This window comes from Clostridiales bacterium, from assembly GCA_017569285.1.
Lineage (GTDB): Bacteria > Bacillota > Clostridia > Christensenellales > Aristaeellaceae > Aristaeella.
On record CP069419.1, the window covers coordinates 1,525,372 to 1,539,828 of the forward strand.

Consider the following 14,457-nt stretch of genomic DNA (forward strand, 5'->3'; position numbering starts at 1 on the left):
TTACAGCAGCTCTGTCAGGATCTCGCCGTTCCGGAATGTCACCAGCACGCCGTTTTCCGTGTCCTGTGTCTGCAGCACCTTTACATTCCAGGTTTCCAGCAGTTTCATGACCCGCGGGGACGGCGTATCCGGCTCGTCTTCCGTATTGGTGGAAATCACGGCCAGGGAAGGGGTCACCGTCCGGATCAGGTCTGTGCTCGTCGCGTCATTCTCGCCATGGTTGCCGATCTTGATCACATCCGCGTGCGAGATCAGGCCGGCCCGGATCAGGGAAGCCTCTTCCGGGAATTCCATATCCCCGGCCAGCAGCAGCGTGCCGCCGCCCGCCGACGCCAGCAGCACCAGGGAGTTGTTGTTTTCCTTTTCCGGATCCCGGGCAATCGGTCCGATCACCCGCAGAGATCCTTCCCCGAAGGGCAGCGTATCCCCGCCTGAAATCCAGGTAATTTCCCCGTCGTTCTTCTTAAGGGCTTTCACCGCCGGATGGTCTTCCTCATTCGTGTTGTAATAGGCGGACGCATAGATCCGGTCCACCTGGATGCCGGATTTCAGCAGCTTCTTCAATCCGCCCGCATGGTCCTTGTGAGTGTGAGTCACGATCACTCCGTCCAGCCGGGTAATTCCCTGCCCCTCCAGCACAGCCACCAGCTGATCAATGCTGTCGCTCGTTCCCGTATCAACCAGGTAGGCTGTGTTGCCGCAGCGGAGCAGGTGGGCATCCGCCTTGCGGACATTGATGGAAAGCAGTGTCATTTCTCCGGCGGAAACCGCCTCGTATACGGATGGAGTATCTGTCATATCCGGAACCGCCTCTTCTGTTCCGAGGACTGCCTGTTCCGCCTCCGGAAAGGTTTTTTCCGGAGCGGGAATTTCCTGCTCCGATGCGCAGGCCTGCAGGCAGCCGGTCAGCAGAAGCGCCAGGCAGAAAGCCAGTATCTTCTTCATGTTTCCCTCCTGCAGTCATATTGGTATAAATATATTTTATCATCTGTTGCGTTCTTTCACAATAGAGGCCCCAAAGCCTTGACGGATAAGGGTTCTTCTGGTAGAGTACTTGCTGTTCCGCGCCCCCGGCAGGAAGCAGGCGGAACAATCTTTTTTCGAGGTAATGTTGCATGCAGCAGAAGGCAGACCGTTCCGCCATCCTGGGAACGATGGACATGCGCCGCCTGGTTCCCAAGGTCAGCGTGCCGATCATGATCTCCATGATCGTCCAGGCGTTGTACAATATTGTCGACAGCATTTTTGTTTCCCGCTTCGACCCGAACGGGCTGACCGCGGTTTCCCTGGCGTTCCCCTTCCAGATGCTGATGATCGCCCTTTCCACCGGTATGGGAACCGGTATCAACAGCCTGCTCAGCCGCCGCCTGGGAGAAAAAAACGGGCCGGAAGCCCGCCGGGCTTCCTGGAACGGCCTGCTGATTGAAACCGTCTGCAGTCTCCTGTTCATGGTCATCGGGCTTTTCCTGGCCGGTCCGCTGATGAAACTCGTGGTCTCGGACAACCTGGCCAACAAGGAAAGCATCCTGCAGATGGGCACCAGCTACCTGTCCATCGTCACCCTGTGGAGCATCGGCCTGTTCACCGCCATTTACTTTGAGCGCCTGCTGCAGGCTACCGGCAATACAGTTGCCTCCATGTGCACCCAGCTGGCCGGCGCCGTCACCAATATCATCCTGGATCCGATCCTGATCTTCGGTTACCTCGGCTTCCCGGCCATGGGCGTCTCCGGCGCCGCCATCGCAACGGTTGCCGGCCAGTGGCTGTCCGCGCTGATCGGCTTTATCCTGAACCAGACGAAGAACAGGGAGCTGAAGCTGAACATCGCCGATTTCCGGATCCAGCGCCGCAATATCCGGGACATCTTTGCCGTCGGCCTCCCCAGCTCTGTCATGCAGGCCATCGGCTCCGTCATGAATGTCGGAATGAACGCCATTCTCTCCGGCTTTGCGGAAAGCAATGCCGCCCTGAACGTCATGTCCGTCTACTTCAAGCTCCAGTCCTTCATCTTTATGCCGGTCTTCGGCCTGTCCACCGGGATTATCGCGATTATCGCCTACAACTATGGTGCCCGGATGAAGGAACGGATCTATCAGTGCATACGGACCGCGCTGATCTGGGCGGGCACCATCATGCTGGTCGGAATGATCATCTTCATGCTCTTCCCGGATCAGCTGATGTCCGTTTTCGAGTCGGATGCGGATCCGGTGCTGACCGCCGCGATGACCCGGATTGGTGTCGTCGCCATGCGGATTATCGCCAGCGGCTTTATCCTGGCAGCCATCGGCATCATCCTTTCCACCGTCTTCCAGGCCGTTGGGAAAGGCATGTACAGCATGATCATGAGCATCTGCCGCCAGCTGCTCGTGCTGCTCCCGTCCGCCTGGCTGCTGGCCCGGCTGACCGGAGGCAACGTGTACGCCATCTGGTGGTGCTTCCCCATCGCGGAACTCGTCACCCTGTTCATCTGCCTGGGGCTTTACCGGAAGTGCAACCGGGAAATGATCGCAAAGCTGTAAAAAAGAATTTCAGGAAAAACTTGACATTTATTCGGTACCAAACTATAATCAACTTGTTCGGTACCGAATTTTTAATGGAACGACTTTTCCAGAAAGGAGCTGAACGGATCGATGATGAACCGTGAAAATGATGTGATCCTGGCGGCGCTCAAGCTGTCCCGCGCCATGCGGCGCTGCCCGCCCGACCGCCGGGATTTTGCTTTCCCGCCGGCTGCCGGCCGCCTGCTGGAATGCGTGGCTGCCAACAGCAATGTTTCCTCCCGGGAGCTGTGCGAAATGCTGGACGTCCGTCCTTCCTCCCTGAGCGAAATGCTGGCCCGTGCGGAAAGCGAAGGCTGGGTCACCCGTACCGTGGATGAGGAGGACCGCCGGATTCAGCGGGTTGCCCTGTCTGAAAAAGGACGGGAGATTGTCACCCGGATGCGGGAAGCCCGGGAAGCGGATTATGCCAAAAAGACCGCCTGCTTCTCCGAAGAGGAGAAGGCTGCCTTCTGCGCCCTCTGCAACCGCCTGAGCGACCATATCGAGTCGCTGGCCTCCGATCTCCCGGAGTCCATGCGCCGTCCTCCGCGGCCCGGCCATCCTTTCCCGCCGGAATTCCCTCGGGAGAAGGACGGGGACGATCCGGCCCCGAAGCCCCGGAAACCCCTTTTCCCCGGTGACATCCGGATCAAATGCTGAAAAAGCGCCCGCCGGGCGCTTGGGTAAAAATCAGAAGAGCAGGCGCCGTGATATGTACCCAGTTTCCTGGACACATTGATTTATGCTCGAGGCTCAACCCATGGATGCCAACCTGTATTTTACGGGTGGCATCCATTTTGTTTTTGCCTGGATGCGCTCATTGTTGTAGTAGTCAATATACTTGGCCATAGCTTTGGAGAATTCCTCATATGATTTGTAGTCTTTCTCGTATCCATAAAACATCTCGTTCTTTAGTCGTCCGAAGAATGTCTCCATAATACTGTTGTCATAACAGTTTCCTTTTCGGGACATGGACTGAATAATGCCACGTTTCTCAATCGTATTTCTGAAATAAGCATGTTGGTACTGCCAACCCTGGTCAGAATGAAAGATCAGACCATTAAGTGAGGAAAACCTGCTCAGCCCCTTATCCAGCATCCGTCGGATCTGTTCCATGTTTGGACTTAACGAGAGATCGTATGAGATGACCTCATTTGTGTGCATATCCAGAATTGGAGAAAGATAGCATTTTCCCCAAGATAAATTGAATTGAGAAACATCTGTTGTCCATTTTTGCAAAGGCTTTGTTGTACTGAAGTCTCGGTTAATGAGGTTATCTGCCACCTTTCCAACTTCTCCCTGATAAGAATGGTATTTTTCTTTCGGGCGTTTGCCTTTAAGGTCCATGCAGTGCATTAATCGCTGGACCTTTTTGTGGTTTACCTTATAGCCTCTGTTGATCAGTTCGTGGTGTACTCTCCGGACACCGTATCGACCTTTATTGTGTTCAAAGATTTCCCTGATCACACTTGCGACTGCTTCGCTCCTTTTGGCTACCACATCTTCTTTTGAAACTTCGTAATAGTATGTGGATCTGGAAAGGCACATCGCTTTAAGAAGATACTTCAGTTGGTATTCTTCTTCTCTGAGTTCTTTGATGATCGCTGCTTTTTCGCCTTGAGACGCGCAGCTTCCTTTTCTTCTCTCAAGGCGATCTCTTTTTTTATGACTTCGATTTCCGCTTTGATATACTCGTTTTCAGCCCTTAGCCTTACGAGTTCTTCATACTCGGACTCATTAAGTTTCCTAGGGTTGTTGTAATTGATTTTCTTCATATGGGGCTCCTTTGGTGGTCGACCTTTTCTCTTGTTTATAAGGCCATTATACCCCTCGTTCTTATATTTGCGAACCCAGCAAGTAAGTAATCCGCTATTTATACCCGCCTCATTAGCTACAGACTGGATTGATGAACCACCTAGGACTTTTGCAACCAGCTCATATCTCTCTTCTGGGGTCCAATCCTTATTAGTTTCCCGGGGTTTGAGAATATCTGGCCCATTTGCTTCTACTACATGAAACCATCGCAGGATCATATTATGAAAGTATCGCGCTTCTTTAATACCTGTAGGGGTCTCAGGCCACCTTCCTTCTCTGTACATCTCAATACATTTCATCTTGTACTCATAACTGTAACGCATAAAAATACCCTCCTTACTGGGTGTCCAGTAAAGAGGGTACATATCAGCCGTTACTCGGCCGCCTGCTCTTCTTCCTTTTCTTCGGGAAGGTCGGTCACCTGCATCCGGGTGACCCGGAACCCGTCCATCTCTGTGACGGTAAATTCATGATTGTCCACCTGGAAGGTGTCACCCACCTCCGGAACCTTTTCCAGCATCTCACCGGCCCAGCCGCCCACGGTATCCGCGTCGTACCGGTTTTCCATTTCGTGTTTCTCCAGCAGCTCCTGCAGCTGCATACTGCCGTCCACACTCATAGTGCCGTCTTCCTGCTCGACAACCTCTTCCTCGACCTCGTCGTGCTCGTCGTAGATCTCACCGACCAGTTCTTCCAGCACGTCCTCCATGGTGACGATGCCTTCCGTTCCGCCGTATTCATCCAGCAGGATCACCAGATGGGTCTTCGAAGTCCGGAACTGCTTCAGCAGGTTGCTGATGGACAGGGTGGCCGGTGCGAAGACCGGCTCCTTCATAATGCGGGTGATTTCCGTGCACCCGTCATGGGTCATCTTGTAGAAATCCTTCTCGTTCAGGATGCCGACAATATGATCCAGGTCTTCATGGAACACGGGGATCCGGGAGTAGAAGGTCTTTCGGAACAGCTCCGCGGTTTCCTCCACCGACGCGGTATCCTCAATCGCCGTCACGTCCACGCGGGGCGTCATGATATCGGAAGCATCCTGGTCATTGAACTCGATGGCGGAGCGGATCAGTTCGCCCTCATCCTCCTCTATGTCGCCCTCTGTCTGGGCTTCATCGATGATGGTAATCAATTCTTCCTCAATCTGGCTCTCTTCCTCATCCGGCTTGATTAGCTTCGCAAGCAGCTTCCGCCACAGGGAAAACAGCAGGTCCAGCGGCCGGAGCAGCCATACCAGCACCCGGATCACGGGGCTGACCGCCATGGCAAACTTCTCCGGCTGCTGCTTGGCCAGCGTCTTGGGGCCGACTTCGCCCAGGAACAGGACCAGCACGGTCATCACAATCGACGCGACTGTTGCTCCCAGGTCTTCCTGGCCCTTGAAAATAAACATGGTAAAAAGCACCGTTGCAATCGCGGTGCCCGCAATGTTGACCACATTATTCCCGATCAGGACCGTTGTCAGCAGGGAGTCATATTTCTCCAGGAGGTTCAGCGCGGTCTGCGCCCGTTCCTTCCGGGGTCCGTCCACCGTCTTCAGTTTCACCCGGTTGGAGGCGGAAAAAGCCGTCTCCGTCGCGGAGAAAAAAGCGGAAAGCGCAATGCAGATAATCAGGGCAATCCATAAGCCCATGAAAGCTTTCAATCCTTTCGATTACACACCGTAAAAAAGCATGTTCCGCTTCGGAACAGGCAGATTATAACATGAGAGCCCTTGATTTGCAACTGCGCCGCGTGTTGTGTATTCTCCGCGGGTATGTTACAATAACAGGCAGTGACTGAAAAAAGCAGAACAGGAGGCGCGGGGATATGAGCGACTCGTTCCGTCCGGACCGGGCTGTGCGTTATGCCTGCGCCGTTCTGGCAGATTCCGGGATTGGCCGGCTTCCGGTGGATCCGTTCCGACTGGCCGCCGATGTGGGGATTACCCTGGTTCCACTGTCCGCGATCCGGGAAAATCCCAACTGGATCCCGTATAACCTGCCGGCTGCCCTTCAGATGACACGCGCTGTCACCCTGTCCTATCCCACCTTCTGCATCGTCTACCGGGATGAGGACAGTACGCCGGACCAGCTCCGCCACGTCCTGTGCCACGAGCTGGGGCACCTGTTCATGAACCATTACCGGGATTATCCGGACCGGATGGAACCCGGTATGCCGGCCGACAACACTCTGGAAGCCGAAGCCGACTCCTTTGCCCGCAACCTGCTTGCGCCGGTGCCCGTTGTGGACGTCATCCGCTTCAACCGGCCCCGCCAGGCCCGCGCTTCCCTGTTCGGGCTGGACCGTCCGGCCTGGATCCACCGGCTGGAAGCCATTAACCGGGACCGTGCCTCCGTGGATGAGGATATGGCCAACACGGTGCTGTTCCTTTTCCGGGATTACCTGCTGGCCCGCCGGTGCACTGCCTGCGGCAAAACCTTCTCCGATGAAGCGCAGACAGACAGATGCCCCTTCTGCGGGGCAGAAGGGGCGGACTGGGTCCTGTAACCGGTATTCTGTTTTATACGTTCAGGGAATCAATATACCGGCACGCGGCCAGCGCGGCCACGGCGCCGTCCCCGGCGGCCGTTGTCAGCTGCCGGACCGATTTGCTCCTGCAGTCCCCCGCGACATAGATGCCGGGGGTTTTTGTTTCGCACTTCTCATCACTGTCAAAATAGCCCCAGCGGTTCAGGTCCGCCAGTTCCGCGAACGCGCCGTTCTCGGGAATCAGGCCGATGGCAACAAACAGTCCGTCGCATGCCACCTGTTCCGCCGCGCCGCCGTCCTGCGGTTCCACCATCACACTCCGAAGCGCGCCGTCTTCCGTGTTCAGTGCGGTGATCTTCACGCCGGTCTTCTTTTCCACATTCGGCCGGCTGAACAGGATATCCTGCAGTTTTTTCTCCCCGGTAAACTCCGGCAGGTCCTGCAGCATGATCACCTTTGCGCATTTGCCTGCCAGCAGGATAGCTTCCTGCAGGGCGGAATTGCCACCGCCGGCGACGCATACGGTCTGGCCGGAATAGAAATCCCCGTCGCACACTGCGCAGAAGCTGATTCCTTCACCCACCAGCTCATTCTCTCCCGGCAGGCCCAGCATCCGGTGCTTCACACCCGCGGCAATGATCACCGCGCGTGCGTCCCGCTGCTGTCCGTCATCCGTGAATACGGTTTTGTAATCCCCGTGGTCCTCCACCCGGAGCGCTTCCGCCAGGTCCACCTCCGCACCCTGCGCCAGGATCTGCTCCAGGAAAGCGTCGGCATATTCGTTTCCGCTCATCTGCGCGGTACCTGGCCAGTTTTCCACCTTCGGGCTGTAGGTAATCTGCCCGCCGAAGCCGTGCTTCTCGAGCACCAGTACGGATTTTCCGTTCCGCAGCGCATACAGCGCCGCCGTCATGCCCGCCGGGCCGCCGCCGATCACAATGATATCCAGCATATGTTTCCCTCCGGAATGTCGAAATAAATGCTCCGCGCGGAATGACGGGATTGTCGTCATCCCGCGCGGAGCGGATATGTTTTTGTCTGCGGTTTATACCGCCTGCCGGGCGGTCAGCATTCCCTTGATTTCGGAAACGCCGCGGAACTTCTCATATTCGTCCCCGCTGCCCAGCACCACCAGTGTCGGTGCCTGCTTCACACCGTACTTGTTGGTCAGCTCCACATTTTCCGTGGCCAGCACTTTCTTGAACAGGAAGCCGGCCTTTTCCAGCAGGCTGATCGCCAGCTTGCAGTTGGGGCAGGTCGCGCTGACAAAGAGCATCGCCCGGGGATTGCCCTGCTGGGCAGTCTTTGCTTCCGCCGGTTCTGCCGGGGCAGCTTCAGGCTGCGCGGGAGCTTCCGCGGCAGGGGCCGCAACGACGGGGCCGGTATGGGTCAGGTGGGAATGGCCGATGTCATAAACCTTCCGGTCCTTGAACTCCTGGGCCTTGCCGTCGTTCCAGTTCTGCACGGGACGGTAGTAACCGGTGATCCGGCTGTACACTTCCGTCTTCTGGCCGCAGTGCGGGCAGACATACTGTTCTCCCGCCAGGTATCCGTGGTCCTTGCACACGGAGTAGGTGGGGCTCATTGTGTAGTACGGCAGCTTGTAGTTTTCCGCGATCTTGCGGACCAGAGTTGCCGCGGCCTTCCAGTCCGGCAGCTTCTCGCCCAGGAAGGCGTGGAACACGGTACCGGAGGTGTACAGGGTCTGCAGCTCATCCTGCACGTCCAGCGCGGAGAAGATATCCTCGCTGTAGCCGACCGGCAGGTGGCTGGAGTTGGTGTAGTAGGGAGTTCCGTTCTCGTTCGCCGTAATGATGTCCGGATATGCTTCCTTGTCATGCTTGGCAAAACGGTAGGAGGTGGATTCCGCGGGCGTGGCTTCCAGGTTGTACAGGTCGCCGTACTGCTCCTGGTAATCGCTCAGGCGTTCCCGCATGTGGTTCAGCACGTCCTGTGCGAACTTCTGCGCTTCCGCATGGGTCAGGTCCATCTTCAGCCAGTTGGCATTCAGCGCCGCCTCGTTCATGCCCACCAGGCCGATGGTGCTGAAGTGGTTGCTGAAGGTGCCCAGGTAGCGCTTGGTGTAGGGATACAGGCCGCCGTCCAGCAGCTTGGTAATGACGGTGCGCTTGGTCTTCAGGCTGCGGGCCGCGATATCCATCAGCCGGTCCAACTTCTGGTAGAAGTCCTTCTCATTGGCTGCTTCATAGGCCAGCCGGGGCAGGTTGATCGTCACCACGCCGATGCTGCCGGTGGATTCGCCGCTTCCGAAGAAGCCGCCGCTCTTTTTGCGCAGCTCGCGCAGGTCCAGCCGCAGGCGGCAGCACATGCTGCGCACGTCGCTGGGCTCCATATCGGAGTTGATGTAGTTGCTGAAGTAGGGGGTGCCGTACTTGGCGGTCATCTCAAACAGCAGCTTGTTGTTTTCGGTTTCAGACCAGTCGAAATCCCGGGTGATGGAATAGGTCGGGATCGGATACTGGAAGCCGCGGCCGTTCGCGTCGCCTTCAATCATGATTTCAATGAAGGCCTTGTTGACCATGTCCATTTCCTTCTGGCAGTCACCGTAGGTGAAGTCCATTTCCTTGCCGGCGATGATGGCGGGCAGGTTGGCCAGATCCTTCGGGCAGGTCCAGTCCAGCGTAATGTTGGAGAAGGGCGCCTGGGTACCCCAGCGGCTGGGGGTGTTCACACCGTAGATGAAGCTCTGGATGCACTGCTTGACTTCCTTCTGGCTCAGGTTGTCCACGCGGACAAACGGCGCCAGGTAGGTGTCAAAGCTGGAGAACGCCTGGGCGCCGGCCCATTCGTTCTGCATGATGCCCAGGAAGTTGACCATCTGGTTGCACAGGGTGGACAGGTGGCTGGCGGGAGAACTGGTGATCTTCCCGGGCACGCCGCCCAGGCCTTCCTGGATCAGCTGCTTCAGGCTCCAGCCGGCGCAGTAGCCGGTGAGCATGCTCAGGTCGTGGATATGGATCGCCGCGCTGCGGTGCGCTTCGGCGATTTCATTGTCGTAGATTTCGCTCAGCCAGTAGTTGGCCGTGATGGCGCCGGAGTTGGACAGGATCAGTCCACCCACCGAATAGGTAACGGTGGAGTTTTCCTTGACGCGCCAGTCATTGATGCGCAGGTAGTTGTCAACCAGGTCTTTATAGTTCAGCAGGGCAGAATTGACATTGCGGACTTTCTCGCGCTGTTTGCGGTACAGGATGTAGGCCTTGGCCACATCCGCGTATCCCGCTTCGGAAAGCACCTTTTCCACGCAGTCCTGGATGCTTTCCACCGCGATTTTGCCGTCCTGGATCAGCGGTTCATATTCCGCGGTGACCCGAAGGGCCAGCATATCGATCACGCTGGGATGATACTGTTTCCCGAGCGCTTCGAATGCCTTGGTGATCGCTTTTGAGATCTTGCTGATCTCAAAGTCGACAATTTTACCGTCACGTTTAACAACCTGATACATAATTTTCCGCTCCTGCCATGTATATTTTGCTTTTCAGAACGAGGCGAGGCATGTCTCCCCCGTGTGCTTGCATAATATATCACGTTCAGGAGCGGAAAGTCAATATGTTGTATCAGAAAAATCTTTTTTCGTACTATATCTTGTGCTGGTCGTCCATTCCGCGGATTACGGCCGAAGGCACGTATTCCCTTGCGATTGCGGCATATTCCAGCATTTTTTCATCTTCCGGGGCATGAAATCCGCCGAAGGGAACCGTGTCCCGGTCCGTAAATTTCTGCAGGTAGTAGTGCCTCGCGCCCCGGATCCATTCCCCGATTCTGCGGAAGGAATCCGCATCGTGCAGCTCCGCCACCACGGTGGTCCGGAACTCATAATCCGTCCGGCCTTCCATCAGCAGGGACACGCTCTCCCGCACCGGCGCAAGTTCCATCTTTTCCAGCCCCGCAGTCACCGCGTAGCGGTCCGGGCTGTTCTTGATATCCATTGCCACATATGCTGCCAGGCTCCGGTCCAGGATCTTCCGCAGCCGATCCGGGTGGGTACCGTTGGTATCCAGCTTCACCGGATACCCCAGCTCCCGGATCTTTTCCATCAGGGTGATCGTATCATCCCGCAGCAGCGGTTCGCCGCCCGTGATCGCCACGCCTTCAAGCAGGCCGGTCCGCTTTTTCAGGAATGCCAGCAGCTCTTCCTCTTCCATCACAGCCGGTGCTGTTCCGTCTATCAGCTCCGCATTGTGGCAGAACGGGCAGCGCATATCGCATCCGCCCAGGAAAACCGTGCACGCTACCTTGCCCGGAAAGTCCAGCAGCGTCATCTTCTGCAGTCCGTGAATCTTCATATATATATCCTCCCGCCGCTCCATTGTAAATCGCGGCTTTCCCCCCGTCAAGCCATACCCTGGCATACAAAACAGGCCGGCGTAATCCTGCCGGCCTGTCATCAATGTCTGAATATTTACCGTCCGCCGTAGATTGCCCGGTATTTGGACGGGGTGCATCCGTTCTTCTCCCGGAAAGCGCGGTTAAATGTCGCCACGCTGCCAAAGCCGCTCCGGGACGCCACCTCCCGCATGGAAAGCTCCGTCCGGGTCAGCAGCTCCATCGCCACCTGCAGCCGCTTCTGGCACAGGTAATCCTTGAAGAAGTAACCGGTCTGCTTTTTGAAGGAACGGGAGAAATAATACCGGCTGAATCCCGCAAAAGCCGCCACGTCATCCAGGGACAGTTCCTCATGGTAATGCTCGTTGATATACACCATGGAAGCGGTGATCACTTCCTGGTCTACCGCCCGGACGGTTGTTTCCCGTCCGCGGTTGATGACACCGGACATATAGTGCTGACACAGCGCTGAATAGATCCGGATCAGGTAGCTGTAGATCATCGCGTTCCACGCGAGGTTCTGTTCCTTCTCGATGCTCCGGATTTTCAGCAGCATTTCCCGGATGCGCGTATGCGTTTCCGATCCGTCATGCAGGTAGAAAACCCGGTCAAACAGGCCCGGCAGGCGCTTCAGGTCCCGCAGGGACATCAGCACGTCCGGCTCAAACAGGAACAGCAGGCGGCTGCTGTTTTCCCCCATCGCCAGGGAATGGATCGCCTCATGGGGAATGACCAGTACCTCATCCTTGCGTACAGTGTACGGCACACCGTCCACCACGTATTCCACACTGCCTTCCAGGGTCAGCACGATCTCCACCGCGGAATGAACATGCTCTTCAAACCGCCACGGATCCTCCGAATACCATATACGGACAGACGTGTTGTCCGGGTAGGTCACGTATTCCCGCTGGCCCTGCAGTACCCGGAAGCCGTCTTCATACCGCTTTTCCCGGATTTCGGCGTTCGTCCTGCGCTGCTCCGACATGGTCATTTCCTTTCCGGCAAATTGATTCCTGGAAACCAGTTGTGCCTATTTTATCATACATTTGGGTTCCGTCAAATTCCGGCGGCTCCGTATCAGTCCAGGTCGCTCTTGGCGGTACCGGAAGACACAATCGCCAGCCCAAGTCCCACACCCAGGAAACCGAAGATCAGCATAATGGAGCGCCAGGTCACGGCAAACAGGCAGATTTTTTCCCACAGGGTGAGGTGCGTCACATCACGGTAGAGCCCGTAGCTGGTAACCGTTTCAACAAAATCAGTCTTCATTCTCTCCTTCATCTCCGGAGAGTCCAGCTTCATTCCCTCTTTGACCAGGTCGGCTTCCATCGCTTCAAACTTCTTCGTCAGGCCTTCCAGTACACGCATCCGTCCCGTCAGGCTATTGTCCGTCTTTTTCTTCACCAGCTGGACAAAGCTGTCCGACTTCGGATGGGTAACTTCCGGAACCGACCCGTCCGCCGGCGCTTCCGGAACATCCATGTCCGAGATCGTGTAAAGTTCCTGCAGCTGGTCCGGGTCAATGCTTTCCACACGGCCCTGGTTCGCGACGACAATTCCGATAATGGAGGTGGCCGTAATGATCACGCAGATCACAGCGATAACAATTCCAAGCTTCTTATTCACGCTTTACAACCCCTTTCCCGTTAACCCTTGACGGATCCCAGCGCCATGCCGGTAACGAAGTATTTCTGGAGGAAGGGATACACCACCAGGATCGGAACGGTGGATACCACGGTAATCGCCGCCCGAATCGTAATCGGTTCAGTCTTGGATGTCACCTTCAGCGCGTCTGCCGTCGTATTCGCCGCGTTGGAGTTCTGGCCGGCGGTCAGTATCTTCATCTGCAGCAGGTACTGCAACGTCTTCGGGTCTTTCGCGCCGGAGCAGTACAGCCGGGTGTCAAACCAGCTGTTCCAGCTGCCGACCGCAACAAACAGTGCCACGGTTGCCAGCACGGGGGTGCAGAGCGGGAAGATAATCTTCCAGTAAATCCGGAAATCACCGGCGCCGTCAATCCGGGCCGATTCAACCAGTGCGTCCGGCAGTCCCACAATATAGGTCCGGATCATAATCATGTTGAAACATGACAGCATGGTCGGAATAATATATACCCAGTAGGAATGTGCCAGGTTCAGCGTCCGGGAGATCAGCAGGTAGGTCGGAATCAGACCGGCGTTCACGTACATGGTCAGGACCATCACCGTCGTGATGAACTTGCGCAGCACATATTCACGCCGGGACAGGGCATAGGACAGCATGCCGGTCAGCAGCAGGTTCAGGAAGGTGATGATCACCGTCTTGGATGCCGACACCCATGCCGCGTCAAAGATCTCATCCTTGGAAAGGATGTTGTCGTAGCTCTTCATGCTGAATTTCCGGGGCAGTATGCCAATTCCGCCGCGCAGCGCATCCGTGCCGTCGTTGAAAGACGTTGCCAGTGTGTTCAGCACCGGGTAAACCGTAATCAGCATCAGGACAATCAGGACAACTGTATTGAATGCCGGGAATCCGATATCCCGTTCATAGCGGAAGAAATGAATCAGTACGAATGCCAGGATCCCCAGCAGGGCCAGCGCCGCATACTTCACGATCCGGTAAGTTTCCGGACCGGATACCATCTTCGGAATGCTGACCGTCCGGTCCGCTTTCTTGGTATCTTTATAGCCGAATTTCTGGCCGGATTCCTCGACTCCCTCCAGCGCGTCTTCCTCTTCCGCACCGTCAGCCACCATAATCATCGGTCCCTGGCGGACCAGCCGGTCCTGTTCAATGTCCATCCGGACGGTCAGGTAAACCACCCCTGCCACAAGCACTGCGGCAATGATCAGGATCACCAGGCGGAGAATCCGCAGGGTGGAAACGGACAATTTCTGCGCTTTCGCGGATTTGATCGTAAAGGCATACGCCCCGGCGACCAGGACCAGCAGCAGGATCGCACAGATCCGCAGCAGACGGTTATGTCCCCAGGCGTCTTCCGCCGCGCTGATTTCGCTTTCCGTTCCCCGGATCAGGCGGATGCTGGTGGTCCCGAGCTTTTCGAACTGGATAAACTCCATGTTTCCGAACGCTTCGGCTGCTTTTTTATTTTCTTCATCAGTTCCCCGGTTCAGCCAGTCCAGGTTTTCCATGGCTTTCAGCGGAACCAGGCCGGATCCTTCCACAGCTGCAATGCACTTATTCATTTCATCATCGCTGGCCATGGTAATCCAGATACTGTTGTTTTCGAATTTCTCAATCGGAATAAAGCGTCCTTCGCCGATCACACTTTCGTATGCGG

12 protein-coding genes and 1 pseudogene are annotated in these 14,457 nt (G+C 56.2%); 3 read left to right on the forward strand and 10 right to left on the reverse strand.

The genetic code is table 11. The annotated features are described in order from the left end of the window. The gene (locus tag JNO48_06565; protein ID QTE69553.1) at positions 1-945 is read right to left on the reverse strand and encodes an MBL fold metallo-hydrolase; all 945 of its coding nucleotides are present in this window, start codon (positions 943-945) and stop codon (positions 1-3) included. Between the two features lie 170 nt (positions 946-1,115). On the opposite strand from JNO48_06565, the gene JNO48_06570 reads away from it, so the two are divergent. Both JNO48_06570 and JNO48_06575 read left to right on the forward strand, forming a co-directional pair. Continuing rightward, entirely contained in the window at positions 1,116-2,519 is a 1,404-nt protein-coding gene (locus JNO48_06570) for an MATE family efflux transporter (protein ID QTE69554.1), read from the forward strand. Between the two features lie 111 nt (positions 2,520-2,630). After that, entirely contained in the window at positions 2,631-3,200 is a 570-nt protein-coding gene (locus JNO48_06575) for a MarR family transcriptional regulator (GenBank protein QTE69555.1), read from the forward strand. Positions 3,201-3,293: 93 nt separating this feature from the next. On the opposite strand, the pseudogene JNO48_06580 reads toward JNO48_06575, so the two are convergent. The 3 genes and pseudogenes from JNO48_06580 to JNO48_06590 form a co-directional block, all read right to left on the reverse strand. Continuing rightward, positions 3,294-4,202, reverse strand: a pseudogene (locus tag JNO48_06580) (IS3 family transposase). Beyond that, the gene (locus tag JNO48_06585) at positions 4,106-4,678 is read right to left on the reverse strand and encodes a helix-turn-helix domain-containing protein (GenBank protein QTE69556.1); all 573 of its coding nucleotides are present in this window, start codon (positions 4,676-4,678) and stop codon (positions 4,106-4,108) included. The pseudogene JNO48_06580 and the gene JNO48_06585 overlap by 97 nt, the downstream one beginning before the upstream one ends. Before the next feature lie 50 nt (positions 4,679-4,728). Next, entirely contained in the window at positions 4,729-5,991 is a 1,263-nt protein-coding gene (locus JNO48_06590; protein QTE69557.1) for an HlyC/CorC family transporter, read from the reverse strand. Positions 5,992-6,167: 176 nt separating this feature from the next. Between JNO48_06590 and JNO48_06595 the strand changes: the two genes are divergently transcribed. Next, a complete protein-coding gene (locus tag JNO48_06595; GenBank protein ID QTE69558.1) occupies positions 6,168-6,848 on the forward strand; it encodes an ImmA/IrrE family metallo-endopeptidase in 681 nt (226 codons plus the stop codon). A 13-nt stretch (positions 6,849-6,861) separates the two neighbouring features. Here the strand turns inward: JNO48_06595 and JNO48_06600 are convergent, their stop codons facing one another. From JNO48_06600 to JNO48_06625, 6 genes are all read right to left on the reverse strand, one after another. Beyond that, on the reverse strand, positions 6,862-7,782 hold the full coding sequence (locus JNO48_06600) for an FAD-dependent oxidoreductase (GenBank protein QTE69559.1): 921 nt from the start codon (positions 7,780-7,782) through the stop codon (positions 6,862-6,864). A 93-nt stretch (positions 7,783-7,875) separates the two neighbouring features. Further along, positions 7,876-10,296 (reverse strand): ribonucleoside triphosphate reductase, encoded by a 2,421-nt coding sequence (locus JNO48_06605; GenBank protein ID QTE69560.1) that lies wholly within the window; start codon positions 10,294-10,296, stop codon positions 7,876-7,878. A gap of 133 nt (positions 10,297-10,429) precedes the next feature. Continuing rightward, entirely contained in the window at positions 10,430-11,137 is a 708-nt protein-coding gene (locus tag JNO48_06610; protein ID QTE69561.1) for an anaerobic ribonucleoside-triphosphate reductase activating protein, read from the reverse strand. 116 nt (positions 11,138-11,253) lie between these two features. Next, complete coding sequence (locus JNO48_06615; protein ID QTE69562.1) at positions 11,254-12,162, reverse strand: helix-turn-helix domain-containing protein; 909 nt, start codon at positions 12,160-12,162, stop codon at positions 11,254-11,256. A 92-nt stretch (positions 12,163-12,254) separates the two neighbouring features. Continuing rightward, the gene (locus JNO48_06620) at positions 12,255-12,803 is read right to left on the reverse strand and encodes a hypothetical protein (GenBank protein ID QTE69563.1); all 549 of its coding nucleotides are present in this window, start codon (positions 12,801-12,803) and stop codon (positions 12,255-12,257) included. A 20-nt stretch (positions 12,804-12,823) separates the two neighbouring features. Then, the gene (locus tag JNO48_06625) at positions 12,824-13,798 is read right to left on the reverse strand and encodes a carbohydrate ABC transporter permease (GenBank protein QTE69697.1); all 975 of its coding nucleotides are present in this window, start codon (positions 13,796-13,798) and stop codon (positions 12,824-12,826) included. Between the last annotated feature and the right edge of the window lie 659 nt (positions 13,799-14,457).